The organism is Arthrobacter oryzae (assembly GCF_030812315.1).
Lineage (GTDB): Bacteria > Actinomycetota > Actinomycetes > Actinomycetales > Micrococcaceae > Arthrobacter > Arthrobacter oryzae_B.
The window spans coordinates 323158-339245 of the sequence record NZ_JAUSSM010000005.1 but is presented as its reverse complement, the minus strand read 5'-3'; the positions used below and the strand labels follow the sequence as shown (position 1 = coordinate 339245).

Annotated in this window: 14 protein-coding genes; 2 read left to right on the top strand and 12 right to left on the bottom strand. The window is 66.0% G+C overall.

Annotated elements, in window-relative coordinates; translation table 11 throughout:
* Positions 1-80: 80 nt before the first annotated feature.
* Both J2S97_RS12670 and hflX read right to left on the bottom strand, forming a co-directional pair.
* On the bottom strand, positions 81-2138 hold the full coding sequence (locus J2S97_RS12670; protein ID WP_307049896.1) for an ATP-dependent DNA helicase: 2058 nt from the start codon (positions 2136-2138) through the stop codon (positions 81-83).
* Positions 2131-3696, bottom strand: a complete 1566-nt coding sequence (hflX, locus tag J2S97_RS12665; RefSeq protein WP_307049894.1) for a GTPase HflX — start codon at positions 3694-3696, stop codon at positions 2131-2133. The genes J2S97_RS12670 and hflX overlap by 8 nt, the downstream gene beginning before the upstream one ends.
* 537 nt (positions 3697-4233) lie before the next feature.
* Between hflX and J2S97_RS12660 the strand changes: the two genes are divergently transcribed.
* Positions 4234-4848, top strand: a complete 615-nt coding sequence (locus tag J2S97_RS12660) for a class I SAM-dependent methyltransferase (RefSeq protein WP_307049891.1) — start codon at positions 4234-4236, stop codon at positions 4846-4848.
* Here the strand turns inward: J2S97_RS12660 and dapF are convergent.
* The 6 genes from dapF to J2S97_RS12630 all read right to left on the bottom strand — a co-directional run bounded on the left by dapF (position 4829) and on the right by J2S97_RS12630 (position 10586).
* Positions 4829-5773, bottom strand: coding sequence for a diaminopimelate epimerase (dapF, locus tag J2S97_RS12655; protein WP_307049889.1), 945 nt, complete (start codon positions 5771-5773; stop codon positions 4829-4831). The genes J2S97_RS12660 and dapF overlap by 20 nt on opposite strands.
* A 128-nt stretch (positions 5774-5901) precedes the next feature.
* On the bottom strand, positions 5902-6828 hold the full coding sequence (miaA, locus tag J2S97_RS12650; protein ID WP_307049887.1) for a tRNA (adenosine(37)-N6)-dimethylallyltransferase MiaA: 927 nt from the start codon (positions 6826-6828) through the stop codon (positions 5902-5904).
* A 39-nt stretch (positions 6829-6867) separates the two neighbouring features.
* Positions 6868-8436, bottom strand: coding sequence for a tRNA (N6-isopentenyl adenosine(37)-C2)-methylthiotransferase MiaB (gene miaB, locus J2S97_RS12645; RefSeq protein WP_307049885.1), 1569 nt, complete (start codon positions 8434-8436; stop codon positions 6868-6870).
* A gap of 17 nt (positions 8437-8453) precedes the next feature.
* A complete protein-coding gene (locus tag J2S97_RS12640) occupies positions 8454-8945 on the bottom strand; it encodes a regulatory protein RecX (RefSeq protein WP_307050017.1) in 492 nt (163 codons plus the stop codon).
* A gap of 151 nt (positions 8946-9096) precedes the next feature.
* Positions 9097-10152, bottom strand: coding sequence for a recombinase RecA (recA, locus tag J2S97_RS12635; RefSeq protein ID WP_055798340.1), 1056 nt, complete (start codon positions 10150-10152; stop codon positions 9097-9099).
* Between the two features lie 209 nt (positions 10153-10361).
* The gene (locus J2S97_RS12630; RefSeq protein ID WP_307049883.1) at positions 10362-10586 is read right to left on the bottom strand and encodes a DUF3046 domain-containing protein; all 225 of its coding nucleotides are present in this window, start codon (positions 10584-10586) and stop codon (positions 10362-10364) included.
* A 53-nt stretch (positions 10587-10639) separates the two neighbouring features.
* Between J2S97_RS12630 and J2S97_RS12625 the strand changes: the two genes are divergently transcribed.
* A complete protein-coding gene (locus J2S97_RS12625; RefSeq protein WP_307049881.1) occupies positions 10640-11173 on the top strand; it encodes a MarR family winged helix-turn-helix transcriptional regulator in 534 nt (177 codons plus the stop codon).
* A 72-nt stretch (positions 11174-11245) separates the two neighbouring features.
* On the opposite strand, the gene J2S97_RS12620 is transcribed toward J2S97_RS12625, so the two are convergent.
* The 4 genes from J2S97_RS12620 to J2S97_RS12605 form a co-directional block, all read right to left on the bottom strand.
* Positions 11246-11698, bottom strand: a complete 453-nt coding sequence (locus J2S97_RS12620; RefSeq protein ID WP_078026444.1) for a helix-turn-helix domain-containing protein — start codon at positions 11696-11698, stop codon at positions 11246-11248.
* 141 nt (positions 11699-11839) lie between these two features.
* Entirely contained in the window at positions 11840-12334 is a 495-nt protein-coding gene (locus J2S97_RS12615) for a CinA family protein (RefSeq protein ID WP_307049878.1), read from the bottom strand.
* A complete protein-coding gene (gene pgsA, locus J2S97_RS12610; protein WP_307049876.1) occupies positions 12331-12972 on the bottom strand; it encodes a CDP-diacylglycerol--glycerol-3-phosphate 3-phosphatidyltransferase in 642 nt (213 codons plus the stop codon). Before pgsA ends, J2S97_RS12615 begins: the two co-directional genes overlap by 4 nt.
* 9 nt (positions 12973-12981) lie before the next feature.
* Positions 12982-15912 carry an FtsK/SpoIIIE family DNA translocase gene (locus J2S97_RS12605; RefSeq protein WP_307049874.1) on the bottom strand — a complete coding sequence of 977 codons (2931 nt, stop codon included), beginning with the start codon at positions 15910-15912 and terminating at the stop codon, positions 12982-12984.
* Positions 15913-16088 lie beyond the last annotated feature (176 nt).

Sequence of the window (16088 nt, the reverse complement as noted above, 5' to 3'; positions counted from 1 at the left end):
CTGTTGGGCGGCCGGCCCGGCCGGGGCTGACGCCCCTCCGGCGCCGGCTGAAGCTCCCCTGCGTCAGCGGGCAGCCCGGACTACGCGGGGGCCTTCGCCAGCCGGCTCAGCGCCGCTACCGCGATCGCGGGATCGGTGGTCGGCCAGAACGGCGGCAGGGCGGCCCGGAGGAAGCCCCCGTAGCGTTCCGTGGACAGCCGGGAATCAAGGACAGCCACTACGCCCTTATCCCCCGTGGAACGGATCAGCCGGCCTGCCCCCTGGGCCAGCCGGATAGCTGCATGCGTGGCCGACACCGACATAAACCCGTTGCCGCCCGCCTGCGCCACCGCCCTGGAGCGGGCTGTCATGAGGGGATCGTCGGGCCGGGGGAACGGAATCCGGTCGATGACCACCAGCCTGCATGAACCGCCGGGAACATCGACCCCCTGCCACAACGACATGGTGCCGAAAAGGCATGTGTCCGGTTCGTCGGCAAACTGGCGTACCAGGGCCGTCATGGTGGATTCGCCCTGGCAAAGGATGCTGACATCCAGGCGCGGCCGCATGGCCTCGGCCGCGTCCTCCGCGGCCCGCCGGGATGAAAAGAGGCACAGTGCCCCGCCGCCGGAGGCCCGGATCAGCTTCTCCAGTTCGTCAAGCGCCTCCGGCGACGTCCCGCGGCCAGGCTTTGGCAGGTGGCTGGCAACGTAGAGGATGCCCTGCTTTGGATAATCGAACGGGGATCCGACGTCCACCCCGGTCCAGCTGGGCGCCCCGGGCCCCACCAGACCAAGCCCTCCCGCGGCAGGCTCGAACGCCGATCCGATGGCGAGGGTGGCCGACGTGAGGACCACTGTATGGCCCGCGAAAAGCCCCTCGCGCAGCTTCCCGGCCACGCTCAGGGGGGCAATATTGATAAGGGCCGGTGCGGCGTCATCAGGCTGCGAGTAGCCCTGCTGCGGGTCAAAGGTGCTGGCCCGCGAGAACCAGACCACCTCCCGGTTTTCCCGGGCGGCAATCAGGCGTTCACAAAGCTCGAGGATGACCATAAGGCGTGAGCGCGCAAGCTGGCGCCCGCCGTCGGCCGTGTTGGAACTGTCCCCTTTGGAGTCCGAAAGGGCAGCGCGGCAGGCTTCCCGCAACTGGTCCACACAGTCGAGCTGTTCGTCGTTGAGGCCGTTGGGCAGAAGGCCGGAAGGAACTCCGGCGATGGCCAGCTCGAGGTTCGCGGCAGCGTTGTTGAGCGCATCAACCGTGATACCGGTGTTTTTGCGGGCACCCGACGCGGCGGCGTGGACCATGGCCACAGACAGCTGGCCGGAAACAGCTCCCGTAACCCTGTCCTGCAGCTCGTGGGCCTCGTCAACCACCACGACGTCGTACTCAGGCAGCACGGCGAGGCCTTCGAAGGCGCTGACGGCCAGCATGGCGTGGTTGGTGACCACGACGTCGGCTTCGGCCGCGTTCTGACGGGCCAGTTCGCTGAAGCACTCGGCAGCCATGGGGCATTTCTGAGCCCCGAGGCATTCCATCGACGTCACGGACACCTGCCGCCAGGCACGGTCCGTCACACCGGGCATCAGCTCGTCGCGGTCCCCCGACGCCGTCTTCTCCGCCCACTCGCGCAGCCGGACCACTTCCTTGCCCAGCTGCGATGCAGGGCCGCCCATCGAAGCGGCGAAGTGCGGGACGCTGGTGTCCTCTCCCAGCGAGAAGAGCTGTCCTTCCGACGGTTCCTCGGACGGGAACCCGCCGTCGAGCTTGTGCCGGCAGACGTAGTTGGACCGGCCCTTGACGAGTGCGACCTTGACGGGACGGTCAAGGGCGGGCGTGATGGTTTCCAGCAGTCTCGGGAGGTCCCGGCCCACAATCTGCGTCTGGAGGGCAAGGGTGGCCGTGGAGACGAGGGTGGGTTTGTCGCTGACCAATGAGTGGGCAATCAGCGGAATGAGGTAAGCAAGGGACTTACCGGTGCCTGTTCCGGCCTGGACCAGCAGGTGGTCGCCGCTGTCGATAGCGCGCGCCACCTGCCGGGCCATCTCGTGCTGGCCGCTGCGGCTCTGTCCGCCCATGCCGGAAACCGCCCGGTCGAGCAGCTCGATGACGAACTGCTCGCCGGCGGAGCCGCTGGTTTCTCCGGCCCCGGGATCAGACATTGCTGATGAAGGATTCCAGTTCAGAGGCTAGCCCCTCGCGCACCATGACGAGGGCACGGGTGCCCTCTTCCTCATGCTCAAGCCGAAGGATCTCGGCGTCCGCTTCGTGGAGCTTACTGATCAGGTCGCCGCGGTGGTAGGGAATCAGCAGTTCCATCTTGACGCTCGGCCGCGGGATGGCCTCGCTGATCGCCTTCAGGAGCTCAGCGATGCCCTGCCCTGTGCGTGCGGACACCACCACATGGCGGGGTTCGCGCTGCTTCAGGCGTTCCACCACGAACGGGTCCGCGGCGTCAACCTTGTTCAGCACGATGATTTCCGGGACCTTGCGGGCGTCCACTTCGCTGAACACGGAACGGACCGCGGCGATCTGGCCCTCCGGATCGGGATGCGAAACATCCACCACGTGCAGGATGAGGTCCGCGTCTGCCACTTCCTCCAAGGTGGAGCGGAAGGCTTCCACCAGCTGCGTGGGAAGGGACCGGACGAAGCCCACGGTGTCGGCCAGGGTGTAGCCCAGGCCGTCGGAGGTTTCCGCCTTGCGCACGGTTGGATCCAGTGTCGCGAACAGGGCGTTCTCCACCAGGACACCGGCGTCGGTCAGCCGGTTTAGGAGCGAGGACTTTCCGGCGTTCGTGTACCCGGCGATGGCAACGGACGGCACGGAATTACGACGCCGGTTGGCCCGCTTGGTTTCCCGCGCCGGCTTCATGGCGGCGATTTCACGCCGCAGCTTGGCCATCCTGGTGCGGATCCGGCGCCGGTCCAGTTCGATCTTGGTTTCACCGGGACCACGGGAACCCATGCCGGCACCTGCGCCGCCCACCTGGCCACCGGCCTGGCGGGACATGGATTCGCCCCAGCCACGCAGGCGGGGGAGCAGGTACTCAAGCTGCGCCAGCTCCACTTGCGCCTTGCCTTCACGGCTCTTGGCGTGCTGGGCGAAGATATCCAGGATCAGGGCCGTGCGGTCGATGACCTTGACCTTCACGATGTCTTCAAGTCCGCGCCGCTGCGAGGGTGCCAGCTCGGCATCCACCACCACGGTGTCGGCACCCGTGGACATCACGATGTCTTTGAGCTCCTGTGCCTTGCCGGAACCGAGGAAGGTGCCAGGGTCGGGTTTCTGGCGGCGCTGGACGATGCCGTCAAGCACTTCCGAACCGGCTGTTTCCGCGAGTGCGGCGAGTTCGCGCAGGGAGTTCTCGGCGTCGGCAAGGGTACCTTCGGTCCACAGACCGGCCAGGACCACACGTTCAAGGCGCAGCTGCCGGTATTCAACCTCAGTGACGTCTTCGAGTTCGGTGGACAGGCCTGCCGTACGGCGCAGGGCCCGGCGTTCTTCGAGGTCCTGCTGGTCCCCGTCGAAGATGCTGTGCTCGCTGTCCTGGCGGGAAATCGCCTGGGCCGAACCCAAAACTCCCCGTGAATCCTCCGGGGCGGATGCGGCGCGGGCAGGGACATCCTTGGACAGAATCCGGTCGATGACAGCCTGGATTTCCTCAGGACTCATGTCCTGGGAGGCTGAATCAGATCCGGTGTTGGGCTGGTTGGTCATGTTCTCCTTTGAAGATTCGACACCTTCAGAATAATGCTGATTACTTGTCTGCGGGGCGGTATTCGCGCTGGGCTGACGACTATTGGTCATTCGGGCTCCTGGGTGCCGGCGGCTGCAGCGCAGCGGGCGGCGGTAGGGACGGTTACGCAGGCGGCCTGGCAGGCAGGCGCCGTTGCGCAGGATGCGGTGGCGTCGGTGACACCGAAAGGTTCAGCGGACGGTCTCTCGCGCGGAGCGTTTCCCCCGGAGGGGACTGTTCACGGGCGGGCGCCGTCCGGATGACAGGGTTCGGATGACATGGTTCAGATGATCAGCATTGCTGGACTCCAAGTAGTACGGGCAGCACGTCCGGCCGGACAATCAGGGCAGGACGGCGCACTGAGCGGAAGGTGATTACCTGCGTCGCTGCGGGACGGGTGAAGGCCCGTGCCGGCTACTCAAAGATCAAGAACATGGATTAAAGATTAGCAGACCGGTTTCCTTGTCCCGTTCCCCCGCGTTTCCCATCCGCGCCCGGGCCAACTAATCTGGCGAGTTATGGAGTCTGCACACTATTTCAGCGCCCAGCCGGCCGGGCCGTTCACGCGAAAGCCGCTAACCGTGGAGCTCGCCGGTGAAACCCGCAAGCTGCAGACCTCCAGCGGTATCTTCAGCCCCGACGGGATCGACAAGGGTACCGCCATCCTGCTGGCTGAAGCGCCGGCACCGTCACCGCAGGGCAACCTGCTGGACATCGGCTGCGGCTGGGGCCCTATCGCCCTGACCTTGGCCCTCCGGGCCCCGCACGCACACGTCTATGCTGTGGACGTGAACGAGCGGTGCGTCGCATTGACCAACGAGAACGCCGGCCTGCTGGGGCTTAACAACGTCACCGCCACCCTGCCGGACGACGTCGATCCCAGCCTCAGGTTCGACACCATCTGGTCCAATCCGCCGATCCGGATCGGCAAGGACGAACTTCACTCCCTGCTGCTGCTGTGGCTGCCGCGGCTGGCCCCGGGCGGGTCCGCCTGGCTGGTTGTCCAGAAAAACCTCGGTTCGGATTCGCTGCAGCGCTGGCTGGGCGCCGAACTGGACAGCAGCTTTACGGTCACCCGCGAAAGCACCTCGAAGTCATTCAGGATCCTCAGGGTCAGGAAAGCGTCCCACTAGCCACGATTACGGCCGGACCGCTGAGCTCCACATGCTCGTGGCCTTCCGGCCCCGGAAAGAATTTCACGCCGACGACGCCGCCGGGCACGTTTACGTTCCAGGCGTCCGGAGCGCCCTGCCCGGCCCAGTGGCGGATGGCAACGGCCGCTGCGCAGGCGCCGGTGCCGCAGGACTGCGTTTCCCCCACGCCGCGCTCGTGGACGCGCATGGTGACTGTCCCCACGCCGTCGTGCACCAGCGGTTCGGACGGGACGACGAACTCGACGTTGGTGCCGTTGGCCGGCTTCGGGTCAACGTGCGGTGCCTTGAAAAGCTGCGTTGCCTCCAGTTCGCTGAGCTCTGCCAGAGCCACCACCGTATGCGGGTTCCCCATGCTGACGGACAGCGCCGGGCGCGGCACTTCAAGGCCGTCGGCGGTCACGAGCGAGTCCATGGCCCGTGCTGTGGCTTCACCGGGGAAGATGAATTCCCACGGCCCCATGTCCACGGCGTAACCGTTGTCGGTCCGCACGACCGTTTTGACGCCCCCTCGCGTGCCGATGGTCAGGGCATCGCCGGCGTCCAGGCGGACAAGGCCTTCGGCAATGAGGAAGTGGACAAAGACCCGCACGCCGTTGCCGCACATTTCCGACAGGGAGCCGTCACCGTTGCGGTAGTCCATGAACCACTCGGCGTCCGGGTGGACTGCCTGCAGCTCACGCCCTTCCGGAAGGTAGCGTGACGGCACGGCGCGTATCAGCCCGTCGCCGCCGATTCCGCGGTGGCGGTCGCAGAGTTCCACGACCTGCTCGGGCGCGATGGGCCACGTGCCCGAAGGATCAGCAACAAGCACGAAATCATTGCCGGTGCCGTGGCCCTTGGAGAAGGCCAGGCCGCTCAACCCCTGGAGGGTGCGGTCAGGGGTGGGTGCAAGGGTTTCGTCCATGGTTCAAGATTACCGTCACGGGAGGACTGGCCCGAAAACCGTGCGCGGAGGCGGGCACGGGGCGCTGCACGTAAGGGCGGAGGCGGGCACGGGCGCTGCAGGTAAGGCGCTGGCTGGGCGGCGCTGACTCAGCGGCAGACAGCCGTTGCCTTGTCCACCAGGTCCGGGTCCTGCCAGTCGAGCCACATGATGCGGGGATCGGCCCTGAACCAGGTGAGCTGCCGGCGGGCGAATTTTCGTGTGGCGGCAATGGTTTCTTCCGTGGCCTGGCCGGCATCCCATTCACCATCAAGAACCTTGAGGAACTGGGCATAGCCCAAGGCACGGGATGCGGTTTTTCCGTTCCTCAGCCCCGCCGCGTCCAGCCGCTGCACTTCGGCCTGAAGTCCGTTGGCAACCATGCGGTGGACACGCTGTGCCAGCCTGTCCTTCAGGAGCTCCCGGTCCACCTCGAGCCCGATCTGGACCGCTGGCTGAAAGTACTCCCGGGCCGGCATGAAGGAGCTGAACGGGCGCCCTGTCAGCTCGAAAACCTCCAGAGCGCGGACCACCCTGCGGGCGTCTCCCAGCCGGGCGGCAGAAACCGGGTCCACGGCTTCCAACCTGGTGCGCAGCGTTGCCAGGCCGGCTTTGTCGACCTCCGCTTCGAGACGGCGCCTGATACCCGGATCCGTACCGGGAAACTCGAGCACGTCCAGGGCGGCCCGGACATACAAGCCGGATCCGCCGACGAGGATGGCCCGCTTGCCCCGGCTGTGGATCTCGGCGACGGCAGCGCGCGCCTCCCGCTGGAAATCGGACACACTGGCTTCCTGCGTGACGTCGAGGGTGTCCAGCAGGTGGTGCCGGACTCCCCTGCGCTCCTCCGCCGTAATCTTGGCTGTGCCGATGTCCATGCCACGGTAGAACTGCATGGCGTCCGCGTTGATGACCTCGCCGTCAAGTTCCAGCGCCAGTGCCACGGCGAGGTCCGATTTCCCGGATCCGGTGGGTCCGACCACCGCAATGACAGGCGGCTGACGGGCGTCGGAACCGCCCACCTCAGCCGAGGGCACTGGGGCGTCCTGACCGTTCCCTGCGGACGTGGCCATTGCCTAGCTGCGGCGGACGGGGAGCGCCGGCATACCGAGGGACACGCCGCTCCTGCTGCCGTTTGCACCGGAGCCGCTGCCGGGCGCCGGGGCGCCGCAGGAGTCGGCCTGGGACCTGTCCCAGGCGTCTCCGGCGCGCGATCGGCGGAGCGCGTAGTCTTCCGGCGATGCCGGATCGGCCACCAGGTGGAACGCAGCGGCTTCCGTGATAGTGACGGTCACAAGGTCTCCGGGGCGGGGCTTCTCCGCACCCTCCGGGACCGAGAAATGCACCAGCCGCTGGTCCTGCGACCGGCCTGACAGCCGGTGTGTTTCCTCCGCCTTGCGGCCGGACTGAGCCGTGACCATGACTTCCACCCTGCGGCCCAGCTGACGGGCGTTTTCCTCGGCCGCGATCCGGTCCTGCAGGGCGGTCAGGCGCTCAAAGCGCTCCTGCACCACGGCCTTGGGGAGCTGGTCCGGCAGGTCAGCCGCGGGGGTGCCGGGACGCTTGGAATACTGGAACGTGAACGCAGTGGCGAAGCGCGACTTTTCGACGACGTCCAGCGTGGCCTGGAAGTCCTCGTCGGTTTCGCCGGGAAAGCCGACGATGATGTCCGTCGAGATGGCGGCATGCGGAATCCGTTCCCGGACTTTGTCCAGGATGCCCAGGAATTTGGTGGAGCGGTACGACCGCTTCATGTCCTTGAGTACTTTGTCCGAGCCCGACTGCAGGGGCATGTGGAGCTGCGGCATCACGTTCGGGGTTTCGGCCATGGCATCGATGACGTCGTCGGTAAACGCAGCGGGGTGCGGGCTGGTGAAACGGACCCGCTCCAGTCCTTCGATTTCACCGCAGGCGCGCAGCAGCTTGGAGAACGCCTGGCGATCGCCGAATTCCACGCCGTAGGAGTTCACGTTCTGGCCCAGGAGCGTCACCTCGATGGCGCCGTCGTCCACCAGCGCCTGAATCTCGGCAAGGATGTCGCCCGGGCGGCGGTCCTTCTCCTTGCCCCGCAGGGCAGGGACGATGCAGAAGGTGCAGGTGTTGTTGCAGCCAACCGAAATCGATACCCAGCCCGAGTACACGGAGTCCCGCTTCGTGGGGAGGGTGGAGGGAAAAACGTCGAGTGATTCCAGGATCTCGAGCTGCGCTTCATTGTTGTGCCGGGCGCGGTCGAGCAGCGCGGGAAGGGCGCCGACATTGTGGGTGCCGAAAACAGCGTCCACCCACGGGGCCTTCTTCAGGATGGTCTCGCGGTCCTTCTGGGCCAGGCAGCCGCCCACCGCGATCTGCATTCCCGGGTTGGCCGCCTTGACCGGGGCCAGCATCCCGAGGTTGCCGTAGAGCTTGTTGTCGGCGTTCTCCCGGACGGCGCACGTGTTGAACACCACGACGTCGGCGTGCTCACCGGACGCCGGGACGTACCCGGCGCCCTCAAGCATCCCGGCCATCCGCTCGGAGTCGTGCACGTTCATTTGGCAGCCAAAAGTGCGCACCTGGTAAGTACGTGGCGCAGCCGCTGCGGGTGCTCCATCGGTGCTGGCGGAAGTGCTGGTGCCGGACGCTGGGGAGGGAATGGTCAAACTCACCTGTTAAGGGTACCGGTTCACAGGAATTCCGTTTCCGCCTCTTCGCCGGCAACGGCGTCCAGCACCTCGCCCACGATCCGGAAGGCCTGCGACGGCTGGTATCCCTTCCGGGCCAGCATCGACGCCAGACGGCGCGTGACTTTGTCCCGCTCGGCGCGGTCCGTGAGGCCTGCTGTGCCTTTGAGCTTGCGCTGGACGAGTTCACGGGCGGCAGACTCCTCGGCTTCGTCACTGAGCTGCTCCAAGGCCCGGGCCGCAATGTCGGCCTCGATACCCTTGTCCGCAAGCTCACGCCGCAGCGCCCCCTTGGCGAGCTTCCGGGTCTGGGACCTGCTCCGGACCCACATGTCCGCAAACTCGGCGTCATCCACGAGCCGGACTTCTTCGAACCTGTCCAGGACTGCCTCGGCCACGTCCTCGGGAACATTGCGTTCGGCGAGCTTGCGGGCCAGCTGCAACCTGCTTTTCGGCGACGTGGTGAGCTGCCGCAGCACAATAGCCCGCGCCACCGAGGCCGGGTCCGGCTCAGCGTCCTGCTCCGCTTGCGGCTCCGGGGCGAACCCCGTCCCGGCGGGTAAGACCACGTCCTGGCCGGCATCGCCAAATGCAGCCGGGCCAGGTTTCCGGGATCGGAATCCTGGCCCGCTCCGCCCGTGGCCCCTAGAAACCGTCAACGGCCTTGAGCTTCGGAGACGCTTCCTTCTCAGCCTCGGCGGGCTTGACGCCGACGCCGAGCTTCTCCTTGATGAGGCGCTCCAGCTCCGCGGCCAGCTCCGGGTTGTCACGCAGGAAGCGCCGCGAGTTCTCCATGCCTTGGCCGAGCTGGTCACCGTCGTAAGTGAACCAGGAACCGGACTTCTTGATCAGGCCGTGCTCCACGCCCATGTCGATGATGCCGCCCTCGCGTGAGATGCCCTGGCCGTAGATGATGTCGAATTCGGCGATTTTGAAGGGCGGAGCCATCTTGTTCTTGACGATTTTCGCCTTGGTGCGGTTGCCCACCGAATCAGCGCCTTCCTTCAGCGTCTGGATGCGGCGAACGTCGATGCGGATGGAGGCGTAGAACTTCAGCGCCTTACCACCGGTGGTGGTCTCGGGCGAGCCAAAGAAGACGCCGATCTTCTCACGCAGCTGGTTGATGAAGATGGCAGTGGTCTTGGTCTGGCTCAATCGTCCGGTGATCTTACGGAGCGCTTGGCTCATCAGCCGGGCCTGCAGGCCGACGTGGCTGTCGCCCATGTCGCCTTCGATTTCCGCGCGGGGCACAAGGGCTGCCACGGAGTCGATGACGATGACATCGAGGGACCCCGAGCCGATCAGCATGTCCATGATTTCCAAGGCCTGCTCACCGGTGTCCGGCTGGGACACCAGCAGCGCGTCGGTATCGACACCCAGCTTGGCAGCGTATTCCGGGTCCAGGGCGTGCTCTGCGTCGATGAATGCAGCGATGCCGCCCAGGCGCTGGGCATTCGCGACCGCATGCAGCGCCACGGTGGTCTTGCCCGATGATTCCGGGCCGTAGATTTCCACGACGCGGCCGCGCGGCAGGCCACCAATTCCCAGCGCAACGTCCAAGGCAATGGAGCCGGTGGGGATTACTTCGATGGGAGCACGTACTTCGTCGCCCAGCCGCATGACGGAGCCTTTGCCGAACTGCTTGTCGATCTGGGCAAGCGCTGCATCGAGCGCCTTCTGACGATCCGGGGCTGCCGCCATGGTTCACACCTCTAGTTTTCTCGCTGTGGAGTGGCCTGAGCGGCCCTTATCTGTCATCACCGACACTAACGGCACCCACCGACATTCTTGCCGGATGACATTGCGTATGTGGAAAACGCTCTGAAAAAAGCATAGCCGTATCCGAACAGATATTCGAACAATCACCCGGCGTGTCAGGGCAGAGCCATCCGGTTCCAGGGCGCCATGGATCAGTTCCGGGAGGGCTTGACGTCCCTGCCGAGGCGCCGGTCCGCCGGGACGTCCTGCACGTCGCACATCGCGAGCCAGACCTGCCGCGGGGGAACGCCGGCTGCCAGCGCCTGGTCCGCGGTCCGGCCACCGACACCCGCCAGCACCAGTGAGCTGCTGAGGACACGGGAGTAGCCTGCCCCGAACTCATCGTCCATTAGCCGCCAAAAGTCGCTGATTCTCACCGATAAAGTCTCTCACGCCTTAGGCCACGCCTTGGGCCAATAGAATGGTTGCCATGAGCAACCCAGCCGTGGAACCCGATGCTTCAGGGACCACCGAAAACAGCGTCGACGCGGCCCTGCGCACCGTGGAACACCAGATCAGCCTGTTCTGGCGCCGTGGCCGCGCCCTGTCTCAGCAGCTGTCGCGGGAAGTGCACCCGGACATGGAACCGGCAGCCTATGGCCTCCTGACGGTCATCCGCCGGGAGGGTCCCATCAGACTCACGGAGCTGGCGTCATGCATCGGCGTCGGCAAGCCGTCAGTCAGCCGGCAGATCGCATTCCTTGAGAGCATCGGCCTGGTGTCCAAGGAAGCGGATCCCCTCGACGGCCGCGCCCAGACCATCCGGTTGACCCCGAAGGGCGAGGAGAAGATGCACCAGGTCCAGGACGCCCGGCGGGAGGTCTTCCGGGAGCGGCTGGGCGAATGGCCGGTGGAAGAACTGCAGACCCTTGCCGCCTACATGGCGAAGCTCAACGCGACGTATGAGCGCGACGGCTTCCCGAAAGACGAAGCAAACCGGCCCGGGCTTAACCCCAGCACGTAACGCCGAAGGGCCTCCGGCTTAGCCGGAGGCCCTTCGCGTGAGTCTGGTGTGGCTGACTCTGAACGACGTGGGTTAACGGGCGCCCGAGAGCAGCCCCTTGGCCAGTTCGTCGGACAGTTCAGTGTTGAGTTCGCGGTCAAGGTCGCGGCCATAACGCTGCGAGAATTCCTGCGGGACGGTGTCCGGAACAGCAACGCCCTCGGCGACAGCAACGCGGTCGCTGACTTCGCGGAGCATGCTGGACAGCGGGACGTCCAGGGCCGAGCAGATCGAAGACAGCAGCTCCGAAGAGGCTTCCTTCTGGCCGCGCTCCACTTCACTGAGGTAACCCAGGGAAACCCGGGCACTGTGTGAAACTTCGCGGAGGGTTCGGCCCTGGCGCTGGCGAACGTCGCGCAGAACATCACCGATTTCGTGACGAAGTACTACCATCTTGCGCTCCTTCTGTTCGCTCTTTGCCTGATCGGCGAGGCCCACATCCTTCCAGCGGACAACGCCGTTCACGGATACGGGCTGCTTTACCATCTGTATCGCCTTGCTCCCTCGTACGTCAGGTCCGCCCTCATCAGGCGAACCAATAATTATTTACTCATCCTAGGCGCCTCCATGATTCGGAAGCGACACAATGTAACAACTATTAGGAATCAAATTTTGTTCCCGGCAACTTTACGCCGGGTAAGCCTCGGAAGATAGTGCCTCAAGCAGCCGCTCCAAAGCGGCCGCGCATGCCTGGCCGCGGATGTCGGCGCGGTTCCCCTCGAAAACGTAACCGAACGACGTCGTGCCCGCCGAAGAGGCGATGCCGACGAAGACTGTTCCCACGGCTTTCCCGCCGTGAGGTTCCGGACCCGCGACGCCGGTTGTCGACACCCCGATGTCAGCCCCGCAGGCCTTTCGGGCTCCCGCCGCCATCGCTTCCGCAACGGCTCCCTCGACGGATCCGACGGCGTCAAGCAGCTCCTGGGGCACGCCCAGGACGTCGGCCTTGACCGAGTTCTGGTAGGACACCACGCCGCCCTGGAGCATGCCCGAGGCGCCTGGCGTGTCAGCGAGCACCGCCGTCACCATGCCCGCTGTCAGAGATTCGGCGGTGGCGACTGTCAGTCCCCGCGCGATGGCGCCGGTAACTGCCTGTTCGGCGATGCGGTGCAGATTGCTCACGGCATTTCTCCTTGGATGCGCTGGCTGGCGGCACGCCGTCCGCTCGCCCGCAGCTTGAGTGCTTCAACAACATACTGGACTCCGGTCCAGACGGTGATGGCGACGGCGGCGAGCATCACCAGGAAGGCGACCACACCCAGCCAGGGCGCCAGCGATGCGAGCGGAATCACATACAGCATGATCGCAACGGTCTGCACAACGGTCTTCAGTTTGCCGCCGCGCGACGCCGGCATGACGCCATAGCGGATGACGAAGAACCGGAGAGCCGTGATTCCCCACTCGCGGACCAGGATCAGGATGGTGATCCACCAGGGCAGCTCGCTCAGGAGGGAGAGCATCACCAGGGCAGAGCCCGTCAGCAGTTTGTCCGCGATGGGATCGGCGATCTTGCCGAAGTTGGTGATGAGTCCCCGGCTGCGGGCGATGTCGCCGTCGAGCTTGTCGGTGTAGATCGCGACGGCGAACGTCAGGGCAGCGGCCCAGCGCCAGGCGCCGTCCTGGCTTTCGAGCCCCGGGGCGTCCGCGACGAGGAACCAGACGAAGAACGGCACCAGGGCAATCCGCAGCATCGTCAGGATGTTCGGAAGGTTCCAGATCCCGGAGGCGGAGCCTGAGCTGTTGGCTTCAGTGCTAGTCACTCTCCTAGGCTACCGTCCGGTGAGGGACCAGGCGTCCTCGGAGCCGTCTTCGTCGTCACCGGAGTTGCCGTCGGCGCCGTCGTAGTATTCGACTTTCTGGGTGCGGTTGTCCAGGTCCGCCGCCACGAGGTCCTCGGCGTAGCCACCCTGGGCGATGTTCGAATTGGCGTTGTCGCTCAGTGCCGCGGTCTGGGAATCCGGCGCAGCCGGGGCGTCCTGGCCCTTCATGGCTGCGAGGACCGCCGCCAGGTCATCGGGCTTAACCAGCACGTCGCGGGCCTTGGAACCCTCCGAGGGCCCCACCACTCCCCTGGATTCGAGGAGGTCCATGAGCCGGCCTGCCTTGGCGAAGCCGACGCGCAGCTTGCGCTGCAGCATGGATGTTGACCCGAACTGGGTGGTGACGACGAGCTCGGTGGCCTGCAGGAGGACTTCGAGGTCGTCCCCGATGTCGTCGTCGATCTGCTTCTTCTGCGCCTCGGGGGCCACGTCGTCGCGGTACACGGCCTTGAGCTGGCCCTTGACGTGCTCCACGACCTTGTGGATTTCCGACTCCGTGACCCAGGCCCCCTGCACACGCATGGCCTTGGAAGCGCCCATGGGCAGGAAGAGCGCGTCGCCCTGGCCGATGAGCTTCTCCGCGCCGGGCTGGTCCAGGACCACGCGGGAGTCGGTGACAGAGGAGGTGGCGAAGGCCATGCGGGACGGCACGTTGGCCTTGATCAGGCCGGTGACGACGTCCACCGAGGGCCGCTGGGTGGCGAGCACCAGGTGGATACCGGCTGCACGCGCCAGCTGGGTGATCCTGACGATGGAATCTTCGACGTCGCGCGGGGCGACCATCATGAGGTCGGCGAGCTCGTCCACGATCACCAGCAGGTACGGGTAGGGGCGGATGACGCGCTTGGAGTCGACCGGCGGGTGGACCTTGCCGGCCCGGACAGCCTTGTTGAAGTCATCGATGTGCTTGAACCCGTAGTTTGCGAGGTCGTCGTAGCGGGCATCCATTTCCCGGACCACCCACTGAAGGGCCTCGGCTGCCTTCTTGGGGTTGGTGATGATGGGTGTGATCAGGTGCGGCACACCTTCGTATGCCGTGAGCTCCACGCGCTTGGGGTCCACCATGACCATGCGGACCTCGTCCGGGGTGGCACGCATCAGGATGGACGTGATCATGGAGTTCACGAACGAGGACTTACCGGCACCGGTGGCACCGGCCACGAGCAGGTGGGGCATCTTTGCCAGGTTGGCCACCACGTAGCCGCCCTCGACGTCCTTGCCCACACCCATAACCATGGGGTGGTCGGTCCGGCGGGCGTTCTGGCTACGGAGCACATCGCCGAGGGAGACCGTCTCGCGGTCCGTGTTGGGGATCTCGATGCCGATTGCGGACTTGCCGGGAATCGGGCTCAGGATGCGGACGTCGCTCGAGGCGACGGCGTAGGAGATGTTCTTGGAGAGCGCGGTGACACGTTCCACCTTGGTGCCCGCGGACAGTTCGATTTCGTAGCGCGTGACTGTAGGCCCCCGGCTGAAGCCGGTGACCTGCGCGTCGACGTTGAACTGGTTCAGCGTGTCCGTGAGGGAGGCCACAATTGCGTCGTTGGCCTCGGTGCGCTCCTTGGGGATTGAGCCGGGTGCCAGTACGTCCGAGGACGGCAGGGTGTAGGTGACGTCTCCGGCGAGCGATAGCTGCTCCGTGCGCTGCGGGATGGGCGTGGGCAGTGGCGGCGGGGCAACGGGGCGTGAAGGCACCTGCGCGGCCGCGGCGGCCGCCCCTGCAGCTGCTGGGGCCACAGCGTTCAGCGAACCGGCGGCGACCATGCCCGGGGTGACGAGCGGGATCGCCTCGGTGGCGTTCTCGCCGTTAGAATCCTTGGATCCAAGGCCCTGGGCTGCCTTGATCTTTTCGACGGCGATCTCGGCCTGGGTGGGCCGCCGGACGCCGGGCGCCGGGCGGGCCCCCTTGCCGCCTGCATTGGTGCCGTTGGCGCTGTCGGTGGCCTCGTCGTCGTCGATGACGGCATGTTCGAACGCTTCGTCGCCAACGTAGCCCTCGAGGCGGGGATCGGTGTCCGGGTCCTTGCCGAACAGCCGGCCGCGCCTCTTCTTTTTCGGCGCTGCCGGGGCGGAGTTCTCGTAGAGGTAGCTGCGGTCGTGGGCGTCGCCGGGTTCCTGCAGGTCGATGCCCATGAGGTGCTCATAGGCGTCCTTGATCCGGCGCGGAATGGCGCCAAACGGGGTGGCCGTGATGATCAGGAGGGACGTGAAGGCAAGAAGTCCGTAGACGGCCACCGGCACTGCGGTGTGCAGGGCGGCAAGCGGTGAGGCGGCCAGGAATCCGAGCATTCCACCGGCCCGGCGCAGGCCGTCGAATCCGTCCACTACAGTGGGCTGGCCGCCAATGACATGTGCCAGGCCGCAGCCGGCAAACGTCATGATCATGAAGCCGATGCCGATCCTGTTGTTGCCCCGCCCGTCCGACGGCTGGCGGAACAGCCGGAAGGCGCAGACGAAGAGCATCAGCGGCAGCAGCAGGGACATCCAGCCGAAGGTCCCGTTGACGATCGCGAAGACAGTGTCGGGGAACCACCCCGTAAAGCCCCACCAGGCGAAGGTGGCAACGAACACGCCTAGTGCGAGGTTGAAGAGGGCAGCCCCGTCCCGGCGGTCCTCCGGCGCGAGGTCGCTGACGTCGTACCCGATCCTGCGCACGCCCCCGCCGACGACGTGGCCGATCCCCAGCCACGCCCCGGCGGCCACCCGCACGAGCCACGGCTGGCGGGGTTCGACGGCGGCCATCTGACGTGTGCGCGCCGTGCCCGACGTTCCTCCGGTCCGGCTGGATTTGGACGCAGCGGAGCCGGAGCCCCTGCCCACAGAGCTGCCTGATTTACCGCTTGAGTTGCCTCTAGGCGCGGAGGAGGTACGTGTCGCCATACCCGCCACGGTACCCGAACTAAGCGCAAAAACCGCGGATTTCCGGGGCAGTCCGGGCCGCATGTTGCGGAGAACGCCGGGAAACCAAACATCCTTCCCCGCGGTGAAAACGGCTTAAACGGCCGGGCCTCCCCCGCAGGCGGCTGCCGTGGCGGCAACGTTTCTGCGGGGAAGGC